Origin of the sequence: Nonomuraea basaltis, assembly GCF_005893125.1 — a bacterium.
In the GTDB taxonomy this organism is placed as follows: Bacteria; Actinomycetota; Actinomycetes; order Streptosporangiales; family Streptosporangiaceae; genus Nonomuraea; species Nonomuraea basaltis.
In genome coordinates this window covers 16,813-33,889 of sequence record NZ_VCJS01000136.1, presented here as the reverse complement: position 1 = coordinate 33,889, position 17,077 = coordinate 16,813, and the positions used below count along the sequence as shown (strand labels likewise).

Genomic DNA, 17,077 nt, shown 5'->3' with positions numbered 1-17,077 from the left:
CCCTGCGCAGCCTGGACACCAACGCCTGCAAGGCATTCACTTCGTCCGCGGGCGGCCGTTGCCCCCAAATCCAGTCCACCAGCCTCGCACGCGTGACAATCCGGCCCGGTTCGAGGGCGAGTGCAGCCAGCAGCGCACGCAGCCGACACGCCCGTGGGGGTGAGCCGGCTACGGCCAATACGGTCACCTCAGATCTCCACCGGTCCCCACGCCCGTGGGGGTGAGCCGATGACGGGGCCCGACCTGCGGAGGGCCCAGTGCTGGTCCCCACGCCCGTGGGGGTGAGCCGCGGCAGATCGGCAACGCCGTCCCGGTGGGCATCCGGTCCCCACGCCCGTGGGGGTGAGCCGGCGCGCCGTGTGATGTCACGTTCGGCCCGTTTCCGGCCCCCACGCCCGTGAGGGTGAGCCGTTCTTGCTCATCGGCACCTCGCGTGGCGCTAGCCGGTCCCCACACCCGTGGGGGTGAGCCGTAGCGTGCATCTTGCTATGTCAGCGCACTACACCGGTCCCCACGCCCTTGGGGGTGAGCCGAACCACAGGCACAGGTGCACGCCGAACGTGACCCGGTCCCCACGCCCGTGGGGGTGAGCCGACGGCGACGATCACCGTCACGTTGCGGGACGTCCGGTCCCCACGCCCGTGGGGGGAGCCGTCCCCCGTCCCTTTGAACTCGGTCTTGAACCGGTCCCCACGCCCGTGGGGTGAGCCGAGGAAAGGGGTGCCGTAGAGCAGCCAAAGCGCCCGGTCCCCACACCCGTGGGGGTGAGCCGAAGTGGGCTCCTAAGAGCCACTAGCAAAATGATCTGTCGGTCGGCTGCTGGTCGAAGGCGTGACGAAGGGTGTAGTCGGCGGTGGCGTAGTCGCCGCCCTGAAGTTGGTCACCGGTGAAGTACCCTGCCGATCCAGGGGTCCGGTCGGCGTAGGTCTCTGCGTCATCGCGGGGATGGTAGCCGAGTTGGTCGTCGAGTTCCCAGAATCGGCGGGTGTTGGCCGAGACCGCGTACGCGGCGGTGAAGGTGATGCCCGGCCGGGTCAGCGCGGCCCAGACGAATCCGGCGCAGTCCTGCGGGCTCAGCCAGGTGGCCAGGTGCCGTGGCTCGCTCGGCTCGGGTTCGAGGCTTCCGATGCGCAGGCACACCACTTGCATACCGAACTTGTCGGCGTACAGCCGCCCCAGGGCTTCCACGGCGACTTTGCTGACGCCGTACAGGCCGTCGGGGCGGGGCGGCATCTGCGCCGAGACCGTCTGCGCAGCCGGGTAGCAGCCGGTCAGCCGGTTGCTGCTGGCCAGTACCACGCGTTTGACTCCCGTACGCCGCGCCGCCTCAAGCACGTGGTGGGTGCCCAAGACGTTGCCATGCAGGAGGTCGGCGAGCGGCGCCTCATCCGGCACTCCGGCCAGGTGCACGACCGCGTCGGCACCGCCGATGACGGATATCGCGTCCTCGATGCCAGCCAACTGGGCTTGGTGGACTTCCTCGGCCGGCCCTTGAGCGATCAGCGGCGCCCGGTCGACCGAGATCAGCCGACGCAGTCGACGCCGCAGCGGCTCACGCAGCACAGATCCGACCCGTCCGGCGGCACCGGTAAGAACAACTGTCTCCATCGTCATAAGCCCGCAGTATGGCAGCGGCTACCGACACTCCTGATCGCACAAGGTCTCGCGTTGATCACCCGCGACTTTCAGCCCGGACGCGGGATGCGGCAGGGATCATGTTAGGACTTCTAAGGGAAGCCCTGAAGAGTACCGGTCCCCACGCCCGTGGCGGTGAGCCGCAGGAAGACGGCGTCGAAGTCGGCCAGTTCCCTCGGTCCTCACGCCCGTGGGGGTGAGCCGAGAGCGTGGGACACCGTGGCCAGGCGGGAGCACCGGTTCCCCACGCCCGTGGGGGTGAGCCGGTGCACAGAGCCCTACGCGAGGCGAGCCTGGTCCGGTCTCCACGCCCGTGGGGGTGAGCCGTGCACACCTACACTCGCATCATGCCGAAAGCCCCGGTCCCCACGCCCGTGGGGATGAGCCGCTCGCCCAGGCCGCGCAGGCCGCCGCCGAGGTCCGGTCCCCTCTCCCGTGGGGGTGAGTCGACGCGTCGTGTGATGTCACATTCGGCCCGTTTCCGGTCCCCACGCCCGTGGAGTAAGCCCGCGGGCAGGGCGAGTTGGTCGTTGTCGGCTTCCCGATCCCCACGCCCGTGGGGGTGAGCCGTTCGCTCTGGCCGGGACGGCTGATGCGTTCTCCCGGTCCCCACGCCCGTGGGGGTGAGCCGTCGCGGAAGGACACCGCCTTGCGCGTCCAGTCCCGGTCCCCACGCCCGTGGGGGTGAGCCGCCCTACCTCGTGGTCGATGCCAGAGCCGACCACCGGTCCCCACGCCCGTGGGGGTGAGCCGAAACACGGCGGCGGTCACCGGTCACGCTCCTCCCGGTCCCCACGCCCGTGGGGGTGAGCCGCAGCACGACGACAAGGGCCAGAAGCTGTGGACCCGGTCCCCACGCCCGTGGGGGTGAGCCGGTGAGACCGATGGCGGCGTTGCCGTCCGTCATCCGGTCCCCACGCCCGTGGGGGTGAGCCGAGCTGAAGAGCGCCATCGACGCGGTGGTGGCGCCGGTCCCCACGCCCGTGGGGGTGAGCCGGCGATCGGCTCGGCTGTGACGAGTAAGTGACGCCGGTCCCCACGCCCGTGGGGGTGAGCCGAGGGGGTGACATGCACGTCCACGTAGGGGCACCCGGTCCCCACGCCCGTGGGGGTGAGCCGGAAGTCGGGCGTGGTTGTGATCCACGATGCCCCCGGTCCCCACGCCCGTGGGGGTGAGCCGGCCATCACCGCGGCCAAGGCCGAGGGCGCCACCCGGTCCCCACGCCCGTGGGGGTGAGCCGGGACTGTTCCCCTGCATGCCTAAGCCCGCCCGCCGGTCCCCACGCCCGTGGGGGTGAGCCGGCTTCATCCGCAGCGTGACCGCTGTGTGTGAGCCGGTCCCCACGCCCGTGGGGGTGAGCCGCGATCACAGACCGTCGTCGGCCTCGCCGCGCCCCGGTCCCCACACCCGTGGGGGTGAGCCGAGAGAGCGCGGATGGCGGCTCCCCGAGGGTGCCCGGTCCCCACGCCCGTGGGGGTGAGCCGCTGACGGCCGCGCTCGGCCCCGCCGCGTTCCCCCGGTCCCCACGCCCGTGGGCGTGAGCCGCCCCATCTAACGGCTCTTGTTGCACGTGGGCTCCGGTCCCCACGCCCGGACCCGGTCCCCACGCCCGTGGGGGTGAGCCGATCACCGCAGCCACGCCCGGACCCGCACGGCCCCGGTCCCCACGCCCGTGGGGGTGAGCCGTCGCCGGAGATGGCCCGCGCGCTGGCCTGGGACCGGTCCCCACGCCCGTGGGGGTGAGCCGATCTACGTGCCGACCCGGCACGCCACCCCCGTCCGGTCCCCACGCCCGTGGGGGTGAGCCGCTCGCTGAGCTTGGGGCCGAATGCGTGGCGTCCCGGTCCCCACGCCCGCGGGGGTGAGCCGGCGTTGACCTTGGCGGCCAGGTCCTTCAGGTCCCGGTCCACACAGGAGGACGAACAGATCCCAGTACTCGGGCAGGATGCCGAGCTGGGCGGCGGCCTGCTCGGCGTTGAGCGGCATCACGGGGTCACCTCCCATACTTCGGCGATCCCGCCCTCGCCGTTGACCTCGATCCGGCCGGTGGGGCTGCCATGGCCGTATTCCAGGCTCGGCAAGACGCCGGTCTCCAGGTACGGGGTGATGCGGGGCGGTCGGACGAGCACCAGCCCGTGCGTGAACGGCGGCCGCGGCTGCCACACGCCTTCCTCTTTGCCGATCCAGCCGGGGGGAGACCAGGCCCGGGGCGGAGCACGATCTGCCAGATCGCGCCGGGGATGGCGCGGACGGTCACGCCGAGAACGAGGACCAGGCCGGCTCCAATGCCCCCGGGCAGCGGCCACTGTCCATCGGGCAGGTCGCCGCGGGTGAGGTGGATGAGGACGTGCTGCTCGCCGAGCTGCTCGGCCACGTGGCGCCTGGCGAGCTTCTCCGCGTGCTGGCGCATCGGCTCGTCGTCGGCCGTGTTGGGGATGAGGTACCGGGCGATCCGGTCGGGCCGTGTCCCTGTCGGGACGGCGTGCTCGATGAGCTCCTTGTACGTGAAGTGGTCGCCGGGGTTGCCGCGCTGCTCGGCGATGACGGGCGCCTTGTCCAGCTCGACCATGATGCGGACGCCGTACACAGTGGCCACGTACTCGCCAGGGGCGGCGGGGGCGAGAATCTTAGGCAGGCGGGCGGCCAGGAGTGGCCGGTCGGCGTACCGCTCCGCCAGGCGTTCGATGTGCACGATGAGCGCTCGCGCCTTCTCTGCGCTGTAGACCTGCTCGGTGGTCTCGCCCAGCCCGTCCGCGATGTAAGCCTTGTACGCGGCCGTGCGTCGTTGGAGGATCTCCTGCACCACGGGGTGGTCGGAGAAGCTCAGGTGCATGCTGTTGGCGATGATGTCGGCGATCTCGTCGGCCGGGTAGCCGCTGTCGAGGAGGTCGCGGAGCTGCTCCCGCGTGGCCTTCCCCTCGGTGAACGCTCTGCCGCCGGGGTCGCGCCGGGGCAGGCCGGGGTCGTTCAGGCGCGTACGCGTGCCGCCGCGCAGGTGCGGGGTGGGCTCGCCTTCGCCGTCGTGGGGGCGCGGGTGACGTTCCGGCACACCTGGCTCACCCCGTGGAGGACCTTGTGGATGTCGCCGGCGTCCGGCCGCTGAAGGAACCGCGGTGTCTCCACGATGTGCAGGTTCAGCGCGCAGACGCCGGCCAGCCGGTCGGCGTCGGTGGCTTCGATCACCTGGTCGGCGCGCAGCCGAGATCACGCCGAACATGCTCGGCTTCGGCGTTGTCGTAGGCGCAGATGACGGTCAGCATGTCGTGCGTGGCCATGGGGTCTCCTGGCTGGTGAGGGTGGGGAGCAGCGCCGGGGGGACGTGCCGGCGGGAACGTGCGCGCAGCGTGCGCAGGTGAGTGGCGATGACGAGCTGGACGTCGAAGAGGCCGATCTCTCGCAGGAGCGGGGCCAGGCCGGTCGGGTTCCAGCCGGCGAGGTCATCGAGCTCGGCGCGCGAGAGGAACACGCGGTTCACGTACCGTTCGACATCAGCCAAGAGGGTGCGCTCCACGTACCGGCTGAAGTCCTCGCTGGCCTCGTCGAGCACCTCGTGCGTGGACCTGGCGCCCTGCCGGGAGCCCGTCATGGCTGGTCTCGCGGCGGTACTGGTGCGGGTCGCGGGTCGAGCGGCGTGTCCCGCGTGGAGACTAGGTCGGGAAGGTCGGGCTGCTCGGCGAGCGCGGCGGCGCGGCTGCGGCTGTAGACGGGCGGCTCCAGGGTGAGGGTGCGCATGGCCTGCTGGTAGGCGGTGATCACGACGTGCTGGACGGGCGCCGTGTGGCCGAGCTTGCGGCGGGCCCATCGCATGACGTTCCTGCCGCCGTCTGGGAGCCCTTCCAGCGTGTCGAGGGCTTCCAGCAGTAGGCCCACGTCGAGACCCGCCACGGTCCCGGTGGTGGTGCGGGCGGCGTTGGCGATGGCGGCGCGGCCGTTGACGAGCCCAGTGAGCGCGTCCAGGAGGATGAACCGGCCGTTCCCGTCCCGGAGGTCCTCGGGGATCGTTTGCGGGGAGTGCCACGCGCCCTGGGCGAGCAGGTCGCGGGTCAGGGCCTGGTGGGCGCGGCCGTACGCGATTTCAAGGCGTTCGACGTCGGCGGCGAGCAGGTCGGCCGGGGTGGGCTGGTCAGTGGGCATCGGTGGCTCCTGAGGGCTCGCTGGAGGAGGGCGTGTCGGTGGGGGTGTCGCGTTCGCTGCTGTCGATCTGCGTGCCGTCCCACAGGCGGGCGTGGAACATGACCTTCATGGGGCCGGTCGTGTGGAGCTTCCCGGCTTCCGGGCCGGACGTGCGGACGTCCATGTCGGCGCGGGCCGCCCAGGACACCCACGACTCGGCGACCATGACGCGCAGGTGCGACGGCAGAGTGGGCGGCTCGGGGGTGTCGTGCTGCCAGTGGTCGGCGAGCTGCTCCAGCCAGCGGCGTACGCCGGGCTTGGGGTCGGGGTACGGGGCGCACAGGGTGCGGGCCGCGGCTTCCAGTCCGGGGATGAGCTCGTCGCGGGGCCCGTCCGGGAGCGGCCGCTCGTGCTGGCTGCCGTCGATCCAATCGGCGTAGTTCATGGCGGAGACCTTGTTCCGCGCCTTGGCGGCGTCGAGTTGGTCAAGCAGGTCGTGGTGAGCAGCCACCATGCGCAGCAGCAGGCCGGGCCCGTGCTCCATGGGCGAATTCCATCCTGAATCCGCAGGTAGAGGGCCTTGTATGAGGTCGGTTGGGGATGCTCGGGCAGGTGGCGGAGGTGAATCATGGCGGGTGATCATCTGTCATCGGGCGGTCTCGATGGTGGTCAGCACCAGCAGCGCGCGCAGCAGCATGGTGGCCAGGGCCGGGTCGAGGCGGAGTTTGGTGAGGATCCGCCAGTTCTTCAGGTCGGCGAAGCCGTGCTCGACGGGAGCGCGTTCACTGGCGATCAGTTGGTTGACCTGCTTTTGCGTGCGGGTGAGGGGCTTGTCTCGGGTGGCTTTGCGGCCGGTGATGACGATCGGATCGTCGGGGTCGTCATCCAGGCCGACGAAGCCGAGGTCGGCGAGGGCGCCCAGGCCCGCGTCCCGTAGTTTCTGGACGATGTGGTTGTGGCGGGCGGTGGTGATCTCGGATGAGCGGCCGGGGCGGGCGGCGGAGATCCACAGCAGGTTCCCCGCGACATCGGTCAGGGCGAGGAACAACAGGCCGTGGGTCTTGTGCTTGCCTGAGTAGTTCTTGCGGTCATCGGCTCCGGTTCGGCGTTCGGTGCGGATCAGGGTGCCGTCGATCAGGACGACCTCTCCGCCCGCCTTCGTGATCTTCTTCAGGGCGCGGTCCAGTCGCGGCGCGCGGGCTGCGAGCAGGGCGATGACCTCGCGGACCCAGCGCAGCACGGTGCCGGGTGAGACGTGGTTGCCGCCGGCCATGTCGGTGATGCGCTGGTCATGGCGCAGGACGGCGAGCACGATGATGGTGATCTTCCCTGTGGGGAGCTTGCGCCAGCGCGAGCCGATCGCCTTCAGGTGCTCGCGCAGCACGCCGGTGACGAAGGTGAGCGTTGTGGTGGACAGCGGCAGACGGCAGGTGTAGACAGCGTGAGTGTCGCCCTCGGCGGGCTCGTTGGTCTTGTTCACACACCGCGATATCCCTGCCGGGGGCGTCCTTGCTCGGGGATCGGTGTGTCGCCGCCGGTCAGGGGCCGAAAGCTGCCGGTATTCGTATCGTCGCCGTGTCGCCGTGTCGCCGTGTCGCCGTGTCGCCGTGTCGCGGCGGGGATCTGGCGGTCAGGACATGCGGGCGAAGCTCCCGGCCGGCGTCTTGCGCAGCCAGCCCCGCTCGGCCAGCCGGTTCAGCTTGGCCCGGGTGCCCTCCACCGGGCCCGGCTCGGTGCTCAGGCCCGCTGCGCGGCAGATGTCCTTGCAGATCAGTGCCCCATTCGCGTCGGCCACCGTGTTCAGCAGCAGTTGGTAGTCGGCGGGCAAGTCGTCGGGGCCGTCGGCTTGATGCCGGTAGGGGATCATCATGAAGCCGGCAGTGGCCGTGGCGTGCTCGGGATCGGCCAGGTCGTCGGCGGCGAGCATCTGGGTGACGACCTGCTCGGCCACGCTCATCCGCTCCAGTTCGCCCTCGACCTCGGCCAGTTGCTTGGCCAGATGTTGTGCCTGGTCGGATAGTTCCGCACGGCGTGTGGTGATCCGTTCCAGCAGTGACATCTCACCCCTTCCGTCGATTACCGAAGATAACCGTTCAGATACGCATCGTAGATGGGGCATGCTGTCAGCGGTGCCCGAACCGGCAAGAAACCCCGGCCCGCCCGTGACAGATGATCTACCGCGATGATCAGCAGCTTCCAGCAGGCTGAGCATGCCCAGACACGATCACACCAGCCCCGTGACCTGCGACTTCAGGATGGAACTCGCCCCATGAAGGTGCCGGCGGCGGGGCTGTCGGTGACGTGGCCGGGGTCGGCGAGGACGGCGTGGACCATCCGCTCCGTCTCGGCGAGGCTCTGGCGGGCGGCGGCGATGACGTCTACGGCCATGGTCACTGTTCGGTCCATTCCGGGTTGAAGCCGGGCAGGTCCCGGTGGGCGTGGATAAGGCCTCGGATGGTGGGGCAGGGGTAGCCCATGTGTGGCGCCTCGTACGGGTTGCCGGTGTCGCAGTAGGCGCAGGTGGCAAACGGGACGAGACCGCGGCCGCCGCCGTCGTCGTAGCGGTAGATCTTCTCTTCCTGGATGGCGTGCTGGTCGAGCAGGCTCAGGTGGTACTTGGCGATCTCGTACTCGTGCAGGGGGTGGTGGCGTACGGCGTGCTCGGCGTCGCGCCGCATCATGGCGCCCTGATCTCCGCCGTACGTGACGGGCATGACGCTGCCGCCGGCGAGGCGGGAAGCGAGGTCCACGAACTGGTGGTCGCTGGCCTGGATGTGCCAGGCGACGGTGCCGCCTTCGGCGCGTTCGGCCAGGACCTGGGTCCCGGTGAGGGTGGTGCGGAGCCACGCAACCATGTCGCGGGCCTGTTGCACGTCGAAGCTGGGCGTGGCCGTGCCGGGCTCGCGGGTGCTGAGCTCGTCATAGAGGCGGCTCATCGGCGTCCCCTTGCCCGGCGGCGGGCCCGCTGCCGGTAGAGCGTCTTGGCTCGCCGCTGTTCGGGGTGCGGCCGCCCGTAGAGGCAGCGGTGGGCCTGCCACGAGCAGCGGATCCAGCGGATCGGGATCGTGAACGAGATGGGGCCGGATGGCCACGGCTTCAGCCGCTCCGTCTGCGGCAGGGGGTCCGGCGCGAAGGCAATGCCGTCGCCTTCGATGTAACCGAAGTCCTGCCAGCCGTCCACGTCGGTCGGGCTGGAGCCTGCGGGGCCGAGCATGAAGGCCCGTACGCGTCCGAAGGTCAGGCCGCTCATCGGATCCACCAGGGCGTCACGGCGGGCCGTACGTCGGCGAGGTGGTTGAACAGGGCGTCCAGGGCGTCCAGGGCGGCCGGCGTGCCGGTGAGCTTGAGCAGGTGGAGCCGGAACAGCATGCCGTGGTCATGCTGGACGGTGACCCGTACGTTGCGGGCCTCTGCGGCGAGGAGGATGCGGCGGAAGTTACGGCGGGACTTCGGCGAGTACCGGCGGGTCATCACGTGCCAGCGGATCGTGCGGGGCGCCGAGGGCATCCACAACAGCCGGTCAGGCGCGGGCGCCTTCTTGAGGGGGAACAGGCCGAGCATGAGAAACGGTCCTCTCCATAGTGGGGAGAGGACCGTATGAGGCTGCTCGGGTTAGTGTCTGCCTCCGATTTCCACGGGGCAGGACGGGCCGGTATGCGGGTGTCCGTACCGCCCTCGGCACGCCGTGCAGTAGATCCCATCCATGGTGACGCTGGTGGTGGTATCGATGGTCATCTGCTGGGTGCTAGCGGCGGCGCGGGCCTGCTCGGTGGTGATGGGGACATGGACGGCGGCTGCCCACTGGTGCGCTGTACCGGTCATTGGACGATCTTCCTCGCTTGAGCGGAGAGAGGACCATATGGCGGCCTTGCGTTTAGTGTCCACCTCAAATTGACCGAGCCCGAATTGCGTCCAATAGCACCTTTTGTACGATTCGGGTATGCGGTTGTGGGTGGGCACGGACGGGATTGAGGTCGAGGGCAAGATCCTCCAGGACCGACAGGTCCTCACGGTCTACCGCTGGTACGGCAAGCGGCGCTATCTGCTGGGCGACTGCCGGTCGGTGGCTCAGGTCCGTGAACACGTCAGCGATCTCGCCACGCTCGTAGAGGTCGTGAGGCTACCCCGCAGGTAGAGCCCATCCTTCTGGTGGATAGAGACCTCATACAACTTAGGGCCCAGCCAGGGACCTGTTGGCGAGCGTTCCTGTCGTGGTTGCGCCCATCGCGCGCCAGCAGCGTTCGAGCCGGAGCAACCAAGAAAATCTACCAAACTTGATCATTCCTGGCTGATAGCACACCTCGGCCCGGTGGCGCATGCTATTCACAGCGGGGTTCACTTCCCTCTATGGGCCCGCGACTTCGGGAAGCACGACGCTTGGCTAAGAGGACCGGCGCAAGCCCACTCAAGCGTGTTCGCCTCATTAGCGTGCTGCTCCTGGCGGAAAGGCAAAACCTTCAATCGGAAGTGCGTGCCGTAGTAGCCGCATTGATTCGACGTATGGGCATACGGCTTCGGGAAGCGAGACGCCTGACGCAGCGTACCGCCGTGCGCCCGGCCGTGCGGATCCTCTTGGCCGGCATCACTGCCCTGCTGCTCATGTCCGCAGCGGTCGGGTATGGGCTGGCCTTGTGGAAGGTGCCCGACGTGATGGACCTGACCGACGAGAAGGATAGGCACAATGCCCGCTTCTTGATCGTCTCAGTCGGTGGCGCAGTAGTGGTGGCCATCGGTCTGCTATACACAGCCCGCACCTACCGGCTCTCCCATCGCGGACAAGTAACCGACCGGTTCACCAAGGCACTGGAACGCCTCAGCTCCGATGACATCGATGTTTGTCTCGGCGGTGTCTACGCACTCGCCCACGTTGCCCGTGATTCTCGAGCACATCACGACGAGGTCGTCGAAGTCCTGGAAACATTCATCCGCCGCCGCGCCGCTCCCGCCTCCCCGTCCCCTCCTCGCCGTTTCCCTGCATTCCCGACCCCTGGAACTGATCGCGTATCACCGAGACGGCCCGAAGCTGATGTCCAAGCCGCGCTCACGGCTATTGGTCGCCGCCCCTGTCGTCCTGAGCACCGCACGCTCGACCTTGCGGAACTCCAATTGACCGGCAGCTACCTAGCTAATGTCGATCTCAAGGGCGCCAACCTCTACCGGGTGGATCTGACCGACGCGGATCTGCCTGGCGCCAACATGATTCGCGCACAACTGCAATGGGCGGAGCTAGGACGCGCAGACCTAAGCAACGCCTACATGGCGGGCGCCAAAATGTTCTCAGCGAAATTGGAAGAGGCCATTCTAAACGACGCCAATTTGACTAAGGCGATCTTGGACGGCGCCAAGCTGTACCGTGCCAACATGATCCGTTCAAGGCTGGTCCGCGCCTACCTTCGAGGTGCCCGATTGGTTGACGCACGTATGATCAAAGCAAATCTAACCGATGCAAACCTCGAAGGCGCGAATCTGACAGGCGCCAAACTGCTCCGCGCGAGGTTGGTCAACGCAAACCTACACGACGCTACACTCGTCGCCGCGGAACTCACCGACGCGAAGTTGAGCATGGCGGACCTATCTAATGCCGACCTGAGCAGGGTTGATCTGATTCGCGCGAGGCTGATCGGCGCGGACCTAGGCGGGGCAGATCTAATCAGCGCTGACCTCACCGAGGCAAATCTTATGGGCGCCAACCTCTCTGGTGCCGATCTGACCGACTCCATACTGAAGGGCGCAGATCTGACCAACGCAGACCTGACTCGAGCGAAGCTGATCCGCGCAAATCTTGCCGGAGCCAATCTCGCAGGTGCGGTACTGAAGGGTGCCAGCCTGGCCGATGCGGCACTGGCCGGCACCAAAGGGATTGATCTAGATGGTGGTTCAAAACCCAATGCTGATGGCATGGAAACAGGGACGTGAGCAGGGAAGAACCACCGCCAAGGTCAGTCCCTTTCCTCGGGGACGGCACGGTTGGGCAATCGTAGCCGGTTGACCGCGGCTCGGCGGGTCTTCTCTGGCCGCCGGTCGTACCGGGCGGTCGTCGCGGGCGAGGAGTGGCCGACGAGAGCCTGCGCGGTGGCCAGGTCCACGCCAGCGTCGAGTAGTTCGCCGATGAACGTGCGGCGGAAGTCGTGCGCCCGGATCGGCTGCTTCCCCATCGTCTCCGGGTCGAGCTGCGCGGCCTGGCTGACGCGTTTCATCAGCATCTTGCGCAGGGCTTGCCCGGTCATGTGGGTGGGCCGGCCGTTGGCGTCAGTGCGGAGCCGTCCGCCTTTCCAGATGGAGGGGAAGAGGGCGCCGGGGGTGCGGCCGCGCACGCTGATCCACTGCTCGATGAGGGCGGCGGTGTCGTCGGGCACGTACGCCATGCGCTCCTTGGAGCGTTTGCCGAGCACGCGGATGCTGTTGGTTTCGCGGTCCCAGTCGGCCAGGTCGCGGGAGACGAGTTCCTCGCGCCGTACCCCGGACGTGTAGAGGACGGCGAGCATGGCGCGGTCGCGCACATCGGCGGGCTTGTCGGGGTCGTCGCACACCGCGAGCAGCACCGCGAGCGCGTCAGCGGGGATGCGGCGGCCGGCCGGGAGGGTGGAGGCGTCTTCCTGTTCAAGGTCGATGGCGCGCTGATAGTCCTCAGCGGACAGCAGGTCGAGCCGCCATGCTTCCTTCAGCACCCGCCGCAGGGCGACGAGGTGCTTGTTGATGTAGGCGGCGGACCACCCCTGCTTCAGCAGTTCGGCGCGCAGCCGGGTGGTGTGCTCGTAGCGGAGGATCTGCCACGGGAAGTTCTCACCGGACACCGTCTGGTCGTCGAGCGGTTCACCCTGCATGATGCGCGTCATCCGGTCCAGGCAGCCGCGCATCGCGGTCTTCGAGCCAGGGGAGCGCAGGTTGTCCAGGTAGGCGCGGTACGGGTTTCGGATCGGGTCCACGCGGACGACGTCGCCGGCGACGAGCTCGCCGGCGGCGGGGACGACGTGGGCGGGCAGCCGGTCAGTGGTCGTCACTCTGGTTCCCCTCTTCTTCTCCGGCCGGGGGCGCCGCGGCGTGCGCTTCCCATCCCGCGCGCCAGGCGTCGGCGTACAGCCGGTCGATCTCTTCTATCGGCTCCACGGGGTTGGAGTCCGGGTCGCCGAAGCTGAGCACGTCGTGCGCCCACTCGTCAGGCGCTTCCGGCGGCATCCCTTCGTCGCAGGCTGGACCCATGCGCAGCCCGCGCTCCTGGAGCAAAAGCGCGAAGTCAGGGGAGGAGATCGTCGCGTACAGCGCGTCGGCGAGCGCGTGGAACGTCGCGTCGGCCACCAGGTCGTACGGGGACGCCGTCTCGTCGTGGGAGATGCGGCCGGCAAGGCGGCGCCGCACCCCGTAGTAGGCGTCACGGGCGGCCTGGTGCCGCTCGCGGGCGGCCTTCTCCTCCGGGGTGCGCGGCTCCATCCCGGGCAGCAGCGGCCGCGTCACGCCAACCCCTCGAGCTTGTCCTCGGTGATGGGATCAACATGGGACAGCGCGATGCAGCTTCCCTCCCCGTCCATCCACACCACGGCGGTGTGCCCGCCCAGCACCTGCGCCCGGGCGCGGGTACGGCTGAACTTCGGCTCCCCAGCGAGGGGGCCATCTCGGAAGCCTGTCCAGTAGCAGACGGGCTGCCCCACCGGGTAGGCCGCGTTCCACTCCTCCACCAGCTCAGCAGCAGTCTTGGCCCGCGCCACGGCGGCCGGCTCAAGCAGACCGCCCCACCCGGCACGCCTGAGCCGCCGCTCAGCCACCACCGCGTCCAGGTCAACCGGCTCGTTCCTCATATCGATCTCCTCCACATCAGTGCTCGCGCGTGCGCGCGCGGTAGCCTCCCGAAACTCCCGGGGCGGGGTCTGGCCTCTGGTGAAAGGGATGTCGGGAGTGGTGGTCATGAGGGTCTCCGTGCTTCTTGGTCGGCCTTATGGCGTGCAACTTCTCCGAGATGGTCATGGTGGGGCGGTTAGTGTCGAAGCATGCGTGTGACGATCGCCGAGGAGCTCCTCCTGCTCGCCTACAGCGAGGACGGCAAGCCGCTCATGAACTCGATGCAGCTCGATCCGGCGCTCGCCGGCGCGATCCTGGCCGAGCTCGCCATCGAGGAGCGGGTCGACCTGTCGGACAAGAAGGTGATGGTCAAGAGCCCGGCGCCGCTCGGGGACGACGAGCTGGACGCCATGCTGACCCGCATCGCCGAGGAGCGCAGGAATCGCAAGCCCGCGTGGTGGGTGCAGCGGCTGCAGTCAGCCAAGCTGCGCAAGCGCCTGCTCACCAAGCTGGTGGCGGCGGGCGTGCTGGCCGAGGAACGGGCCAAGGTGATGGGCATCTTCCCGGTCACCCGCTGGCCGGAGACGCACCCCGGGGTGGAGGCGAACGTCAGGGAACGCGTGTCGGCCGTGCTGGCCGGGGCCGATCCCGACGCCCGCACGGCCGTCCTGATCGCGATCATGCACGCGGCCAAGTTCGATCGCAAAGCGTTCCCAGGCGCGAGCAAGAAACGCATCAAGGAGATCGCCGAGGGCGCCTGGGCTGCCGACGCGGTCGCCAAGACCATCGCCGCCATCAACGCCGCCGCCGTAGCGGCCATCAGCGCGGCAGCGGCCGGTGGCGCCGGCGCCACCGGCGGCTGACCACGCGCACTCGGACGACGCCCGGGCAGCCGGCGCCACCCAGCGGGACAGGCGCGGCGCCGGTCGGCGGGACGACGGATGAGTGTGGAGCCTCAGCCGGCGTCGAGGATGCTCTTCGGAACCGGCTTGTCGTTCTTCAGGGCGGACGGCGGCGACGATAAGCGCGGCGGCTGTTTCGGCGTCGCGGGCGCGGGCCGGGGGGAGCTCGATGTAGAGGACGGTGGCGTTGGGGTCGGGGAAGCCGTCGAGGGCCTCGTCCAAATACGAGGCGGTGATGTGGCCGGGGAGCTGGTCCTCGGGCAGGCGGGAGTGGTAGGCGATGCCGGTACCGACCCAGTAGCCGTTGTTGCCGTCGCCGTCCCAGGCGAGCCAGACGAGGGTGTGGCTGTGGTCGAAGTCGGCGGTCAGGCCGGGGATGTCGGCGACTTCCTGGGTTAGGGCGGCGCGGAACGCGGCGCGGTGTTCGGCCCTGATCTCGTCGATGCGTTCGCGGCTGGTGCCGGAGGTCGGGGCGGGGATCATCGGGTCTGGTCCTCCTGGCGGTCAGGGGTTGGTTCCGGTGCGCGTGTGAGCATGCGCTGCTTGATCTGCTCCTGCGTGGGCGGCGTGTACCCGTGCCAGCGTGCTTCGGCGGTCCAGCGTTGAAAGTGGCCACGCTCGGGGAGTCCGCACCAGCGGCCGCCGCTCGGCGTGATCATGAGGCGAGTCCGTTCGTGTAGTGCCGCCGGGCGGGTGCCCGGCGGCCGGTGGGTTATCGGATGGGGATGCCGAGGAGGTGCGGGGATACCGTCCAGGACCTGTACTCGCAGGAGATGATCACCTCGTGCTCCGTGGTGGCGGTGCGGAGGGTTCCGCCGTAGGGGATGGCGGCGGCGATGGTGGCGGTCATCGTGAAGGTGATGCCGGTGTGGTTGCGCAGGTCGCCGGTCAGCATGGTGGCGATCTCTTCGGGGGCGGCCTCGCGGAGGGGCTTGTACGTGCCTTCGCCGCATTCGGTGCAGCCGCATGTCCAGGGGTCGATCGCGAGCAGACGAGGGCGGGGGTAGCTCTCGGCGAGTTCCTCGCTGAGGGTCACGGGGTGCTTCCTTCCTGTCCTGTCTCGTTGGACTTGAGGCATAGTGCATCTCTCACCTGCGGTGCATCAGATTGGATGAGACAACGCCGAGCGGGACCGTCTCGTCGATCATGAGGCATATCGATGAAACTCACCGTGGTGCGCCGGAATCACTTGGGCGCCTCGCCGGGGTAGGCAGCCAGGGCGGCTTCGAAGTCCAGGTTGTGCTTGATGGCCATGCGGTACTTGCGGCGGGGACCGATGCCCAAACGCTCCTTCCCGGCCAGAACCGAGTTGACGAGCCGTGCCACCCTGACCGGTTCAGGCAGCACACCCAGCTCGAGGTCGTAGTAGGTGTAGGCGAAACCTCGGACGGCACCGGGCTCGTTGACGTCGAGCAACGCCCACCCGTGCTCCTCGTCCCATTCGAGGCTCATCTCAACGGAGTTCCCGAAGTCCGGAATGTGCCAGTAGCGGTCCAGGAGCGAGATCGTCAGGGCACGCTTCAACTTGCCCGGCTCCCCGGCCCGTGCGGTGCCACTGTTTTCGATGCCCGCCGCCGTCAGCGCGTTCGCTACAGCCCAGCCGTAACTGATGGCGTCGGCGCGTTCCCGCTTGGTCATGACCCGGTCCTTTCAACGCTGATGCTGCTCCTCAGATAGGTGAGACAAACAGCAGGATGCCTCATGATCGATGAGACTGCCTCAAGTCAAGTGAGACGGGACACTTCCGGTGGTGCCGTGAAGATCGCAGCGCGATTAGTTCCTGGAAACTGCATTCCAGTTACTAATGTTCTGGGGTCCGTGAGGACGTTGAGACAGTGATTGCGCACACGTCTCAGGCGTTGTCGCGGCGTCTGCGGATCACGGCGTCCACGACGTCGGCGGAAGCGGACAGGTAGACGGGGGTCCCATAGGCGTCGGTGCCGATGGAGACGCGGTTGGCGGCGCTCTCGGCGGCGTTGCGGCGCTGGTTCCGGCGAGCGAGGAAGACGAAGAGAAGCGTTGCCGCCTTGATCGTCAGGGCGATGGCGATGGTGGCGATCTGGATAGTCGTCACGTGCAACTCCTAAGGGACGGACTGGTGGGGCCAGTTGTCGCAGTCGACCCGCTTGAAGATCAAAAGATTAGCATCAGTCTTTAATGTTGTCTATATAGGCATTCGACTACGCAGCCGTGCCACTCTCTGATACTCGCACGCGTGTTCGATACCGTGGGCGGGTGGAGCTGTTGAGGGTGGAACTAGCGAACTGGCCGTACGACCGCGGGGCCGGCGGCCGGATCCACCCGTACAGCGAACAACGCCCGGACTACCTGACGTGGTGGAACGTCACAGCCGTCCACGCCCGGTTTGAGGCGCCGCGTGAGGTCATCGACGAGTACGACCCGTTTCTCGGCATGGTGGTGCCGAGGGTGGTGCGCGTGTTCTCGCTGCGGGCCTACCTGCTGGACCTGGACGGATCCCGCGAAGGGCTGGACGTGAGGAAGCGGGTACTGCTGTGTCAGCGGCCGAGCCCGCGCAGCCCTTGGTGGTTCCTGCGCGAGGTGACCGAGAAAGAACTCGCGGAGATGGAGCAGTACCGGCAAACGTAGGGCCGACGCCCCTGCCTCTCCCCCGGTGGTCGAGCGGGCCTTGTTC

Annotated in this window: 24 protein-coding genes and 1 CRISPR repeat array; of the genes, 5 read left to right on the top strand and 19 right to left on the bottom strand. The window is 68.4% G+C overall.

The features are described 5' to 3' along the window. The 13 genes from EJK15_RS77900 to EJK15_RS44035 all read right to left on the bottom strand — a co-directional run. The coding region (locus tag EJK15_RS77900; protein WP_420847138.1) for a helix-turn-helix domain-containing protein at positions 1 to 187 on the bottom strand (187 nt) is incomplete at its 3' end. A 605-nt stretch (positions 188 to 792) separates the two neighbouring features. Then, positions 793 to 1,608 (bottom strand): NAD-dependent epimerase/dehydratase family protein, encoded by an 816-nt coding sequence (locus EJK15_RS44085; protein WP_240777595.1) that lies wholly within the window; start codon positions 1,606 to 1,608, stop codon positions 793 to 795. A gap of 567 nt (positions 1,609 to 2,175) precedes the next feature. Further along, positions 2,176 to 3,505: a CRISPR direct-repeat array (repeat unit 29 nt; unit sequence CCGGTCCCCACGCCCGTGGGGGTGAGCCG). A 124-nt stretch (positions 3,506 to 3,629) separates the two neighbouring features. After that, positions 3,630 to 4,685, bottom strand: coding sequence for a hypothetical protein (locus tag EJK15_RS44080; RefSeq protein WP_138716431.1), 1,056 nt, complete (start codon positions 4,683 to 4,685; stop codon positions 3,630 to 3,632). Next, entirely contained in the window at positions 4,604 to 4,819 is a 216-nt protein-coding gene (locus EJK15_RS44075; RefSeq protein WP_138716430.1) for a hypothetical protein, read from the bottom strand. The genes EJK15_RS44080 and EJK15_RS44075 overlap by 82 nt, the downstream gene beginning before the upstream one ends. 70 nt (positions 4,820 to 4,889) lie before the next feature. Next, the gene (locus tag EJK15_RS44070) at positions 4,890 to 5,222 is read right to left on the bottom strand and encodes a hypothetical protein (RefSeq protein WP_138716429.1); all 333 of its coding nucleotides are present in this window, start codon (positions 5,220 to 5,222) and stop codon (positions 4,890 to 4,892) included. After that, complete coding sequence (locus EJK15_RS44065) at positions 5,219 to 5,770, bottom strand: hypothetical protein (protein WP_138716428.1); 552 nt, start codon at positions 5,768 to 5,770, stop codon at positions 5,219 to 5,221. The genes EJK15_RS44070 and EJK15_RS44065 overlap by 4 nt, the downstream gene beginning before the upstream one ends. After that, complete coding sequence (locus EJK15_RS44060) at positions 5,760 to 6,293, bottom strand: hypothetical protein (protein ID WP_138716427.1); 534 nt, start codon at positions 6,291 to 6,293, stop codon at positions 5,760 to 5,762. Before EJK15_RS44060 ends, EJK15_RS44065 begins: the two co-directional genes overlap by 11 nt. A gap of 102 nt (positions 6,294 to 6,395) precedes the next feature. Continuing rightward, positions 6,396 to 7,229 carry a transposase family protein gene (locus tag EJK15_RS44055; protein WP_138716426.1) on the bottom strand — a complete coding sequence of 278 codons (834 nt, stop codon included), beginning with the start codon at positions 7,227 to 7,229 and terminating at the stop codon, positions 6,396 to 6,398. Between the two features lie 150 nt (positions 7,230 to 7,379). Beyond that, positions 7,380 to 7,808, bottom strand: coding sequence for a hypothetical protein (locus tag EJK15_RS44050; RefSeq protein WP_138716425.1), 429 nt, complete (start codon positions 7,806 to 7,808; stop codon positions 7,380 to 7,382). A 191-nt stretch (positions 7,809 to 7,999) separates the two neighbouring features. Then, entirely contained in the window at positions 8,000 to 8,143 is a 144-nt protein-coding gene (locus EJK15_RS71415; RefSeq protein WP_171074887.1) for a hypothetical protein, read from the bottom strand. Further along, positions 8,140 to 8,685 carry a DUF6221 family protein gene (locus EJK15_RS44045; RefSeq protein ID WP_138716424.1) on the bottom strand — a complete coding sequence of 182 codons (546 nt, stop codon included), beginning with the start codon at positions 8,683 to 8,685 and terminating at the stop codon, positions 8,140 to 8,142. Before EJK15_RS44045 ends, EJK15_RS71415 begins: the two co-directional genes overlap by 4 nt. Further along, positions 8,682 to 8,999, bottom strand: coding sequence for a hypothetical protein (locus tag EJK15_RS44040; protein ID WP_138716423.1), 318 nt, complete (start codon positions 8,997 to 8,999; stop codon positions 8,682 to 8,684). The genes EJK15_RS44045 and EJK15_RS44040 overlap by 4 nt, the downstream gene beginning before the upstream one ends. Continuing rightward, on the bottom strand, positions 8,996 to 9,310 hold the full coding sequence (locus EJK15_RS44035; RefSeq protein ID WP_138716422.1) for a hypothetical protein: 315 nt from the start codon (positions 9,308 to 9,310) through the stop codon (positions 8,996 to 8,998). Before EJK15_RS44035 ends, EJK15_RS44040 begins: the two co-directional genes overlap by 4 nt. A 379-nt stretch (positions 9,311 to 9,689) precedes the next feature. Here EJK15_RS44035 and EJK15_RS44030 point away from each other — a divergent pair, with 379 nt between their 5' ends. Both EJK15_RS44030 and EJK15_RS44025 read left to right on the top strand, forming a co-directional pair. Then, the gene (locus tag EJK15_RS44030; protein WP_138716421.1) at positions 9,690 to 9,884 is read left to right on the top strand and encodes a hypothetical protein; all 195 of its coding nucleotides are present in this window, start codon (positions 9,690 to 9,692) and stop codon (positions 9,882 to 9,884) included. Positions 9,885 to 10,177: 293 nt separating this feature from the next. After that, a complete protein-coding gene (locus EJK15_RS44025; RefSeq protein ID WP_171074886.1) occupies positions 10,178 to 11,665 on the top strand; it encodes a pentapeptide repeat-containing protein in 1,488 nt (495 codons plus the stop codon). Positions 11,666 to 11,688: 23 nt separating this feature from the next. Here EJK15_RS44025 and EJK15_RS44020 read toward each other — a convergent pair whose 3' ends face one another. Genes EJK15_RS44020 through EJK15_RS44010 form a run of 3 tightly spaced genes read right to left on the bottom strand, consistent with a single transcriptional unit; the run spans position 11,689 to position 13,542 of the window. Then, on the bottom strand, positions 11,689 to 12,750 hold the full coding sequence (locus EJK15_RS44020) for a tyrosine-type recombinase/integrase (RefSeq protein ID WP_240777594.1): 1,062 nt from the start codon (positions 12,748 to 12,750) through the stop codon (positions 11,689 to 11,691). Beyond that, on the bottom strand, positions 12,737 to 13,201 hold the full coding sequence (locus tag EJK15_RS44015) for a hypothetical protein (protein ID WP_138716419.1): 465 nt from the start codon (positions 13,199 to 13,201) through the stop codon (positions 12,737 to 12,739). Before EJK15_RS44015 ends, EJK15_RS44020 begins: the two co-directional genes overlap by 14 nt. Then, entirely contained in the window at positions 13,198 to 13,542 is a 345-nt protein-coding gene (locus EJK15_RS44010; RefSeq protein WP_206061475.1) for a hypothetical protein, read from the bottom strand. Before EJK15_RS44010 ends, EJK15_RS44015 begins: the two co-directional genes overlap by 4 nt. Before the next feature lie 189 nt (positions 13,543 to 13,731). Between EJK15_RS44010 and EJK15_RS44005 the strand changes: the two genes are divergently transcribed. Together EJK15_RS44005 and EJK15_RS44000 are read left to right on the top strand one after the other, a co-directional pair. Further along, positions 13,732 to 14,385 carry a GOLPH3/VPS74 family protein gene (locus EJK15_RS44005; protein ID WP_138716418.1) on the top strand — a complete coding sequence of 218 codons (654 nt, stop codon included), beginning with the start codon at positions 13,732 to 13,734 and terminating at the stop codon, positions 14,383 to 14,385. Positions 14,386 to 14,463: 78 nt separating this feature from the next. Further along, positions 14,464 to 14,823 carry a hypothetical protein gene (locus EJK15_RS44000; protein WP_138716417.1) on the top strand — a complete coding sequence of 120 codons (360 nt, stop codon included), beginning with the start codon at positions 14,464 to 14,466 and terminating at the stop codon, positions 14,821 to 14,823. Positions 14,824 to 15,136: 313 nt separating this feature from the next. Here EJK15_RS44000 and EJK15_RS43990 read toward each other — a convergent pair whose 3' ends face one another. From EJK15_RS43990 to EJK15_RS43980, 3 genes are all read right to left on the bottom strand, one after another. Continuing rightward, the gene (locus EJK15_RS43990; protein ID WP_138716415.1) at positions 15,137 to 15,460 is read right to left on the bottom strand and encodes a hypothetical protein; all 324 of its coding nucleotides are present in this window, start codon (positions 15,458 to 15,460) and stop codon (positions 15,137 to 15,139) included. A 149-nt stretch (positions 15,461 to 15,609) separates the two neighbouring features. Next, positions 15,610 to 16,062 carry a DUF6292 family protein gene (locus EJK15_RS43985; RefSeq protein WP_138716414.1) on the bottom strand — a complete coding sequence of 151 codons (453 nt, stop codon included), beginning with the start codon at positions 16,060 to 16,062 and terminating at the stop codon, positions 15,610 to 15,612. Positions 16,063 to 16,276: 214 nt separating this feature from the next. Continuing rightward, a complete protein-coding gene (locus EJK15_RS43980; RefSeq protein ID WP_138716413.1) occupies positions 16,277 to 16,498 on the bottom strand; it encodes a hypothetical protein in 222 nt (73 codons plus the stop codon). A 161-nt stretch (positions 16,499 to 16,659) separates the two neighbouring features. On the opposite strand from EJK15_RS43980, the gene EJK15_RS43975 reads away from it, so the two are divergent. Continuing rightward, on the top strand, positions 16,660 to 17,031 hold the full coding sequence (locus EJK15_RS43975) for a hypothetical protein (RefSeq protein ID WP_138716412.1): 372 nt from the start codon (positions 16,660 to 16,662) through the stop codon (positions 17,029 to 17,031). Positions 17,032 to 17,077 lie beyond the last annotated feature (46 nt).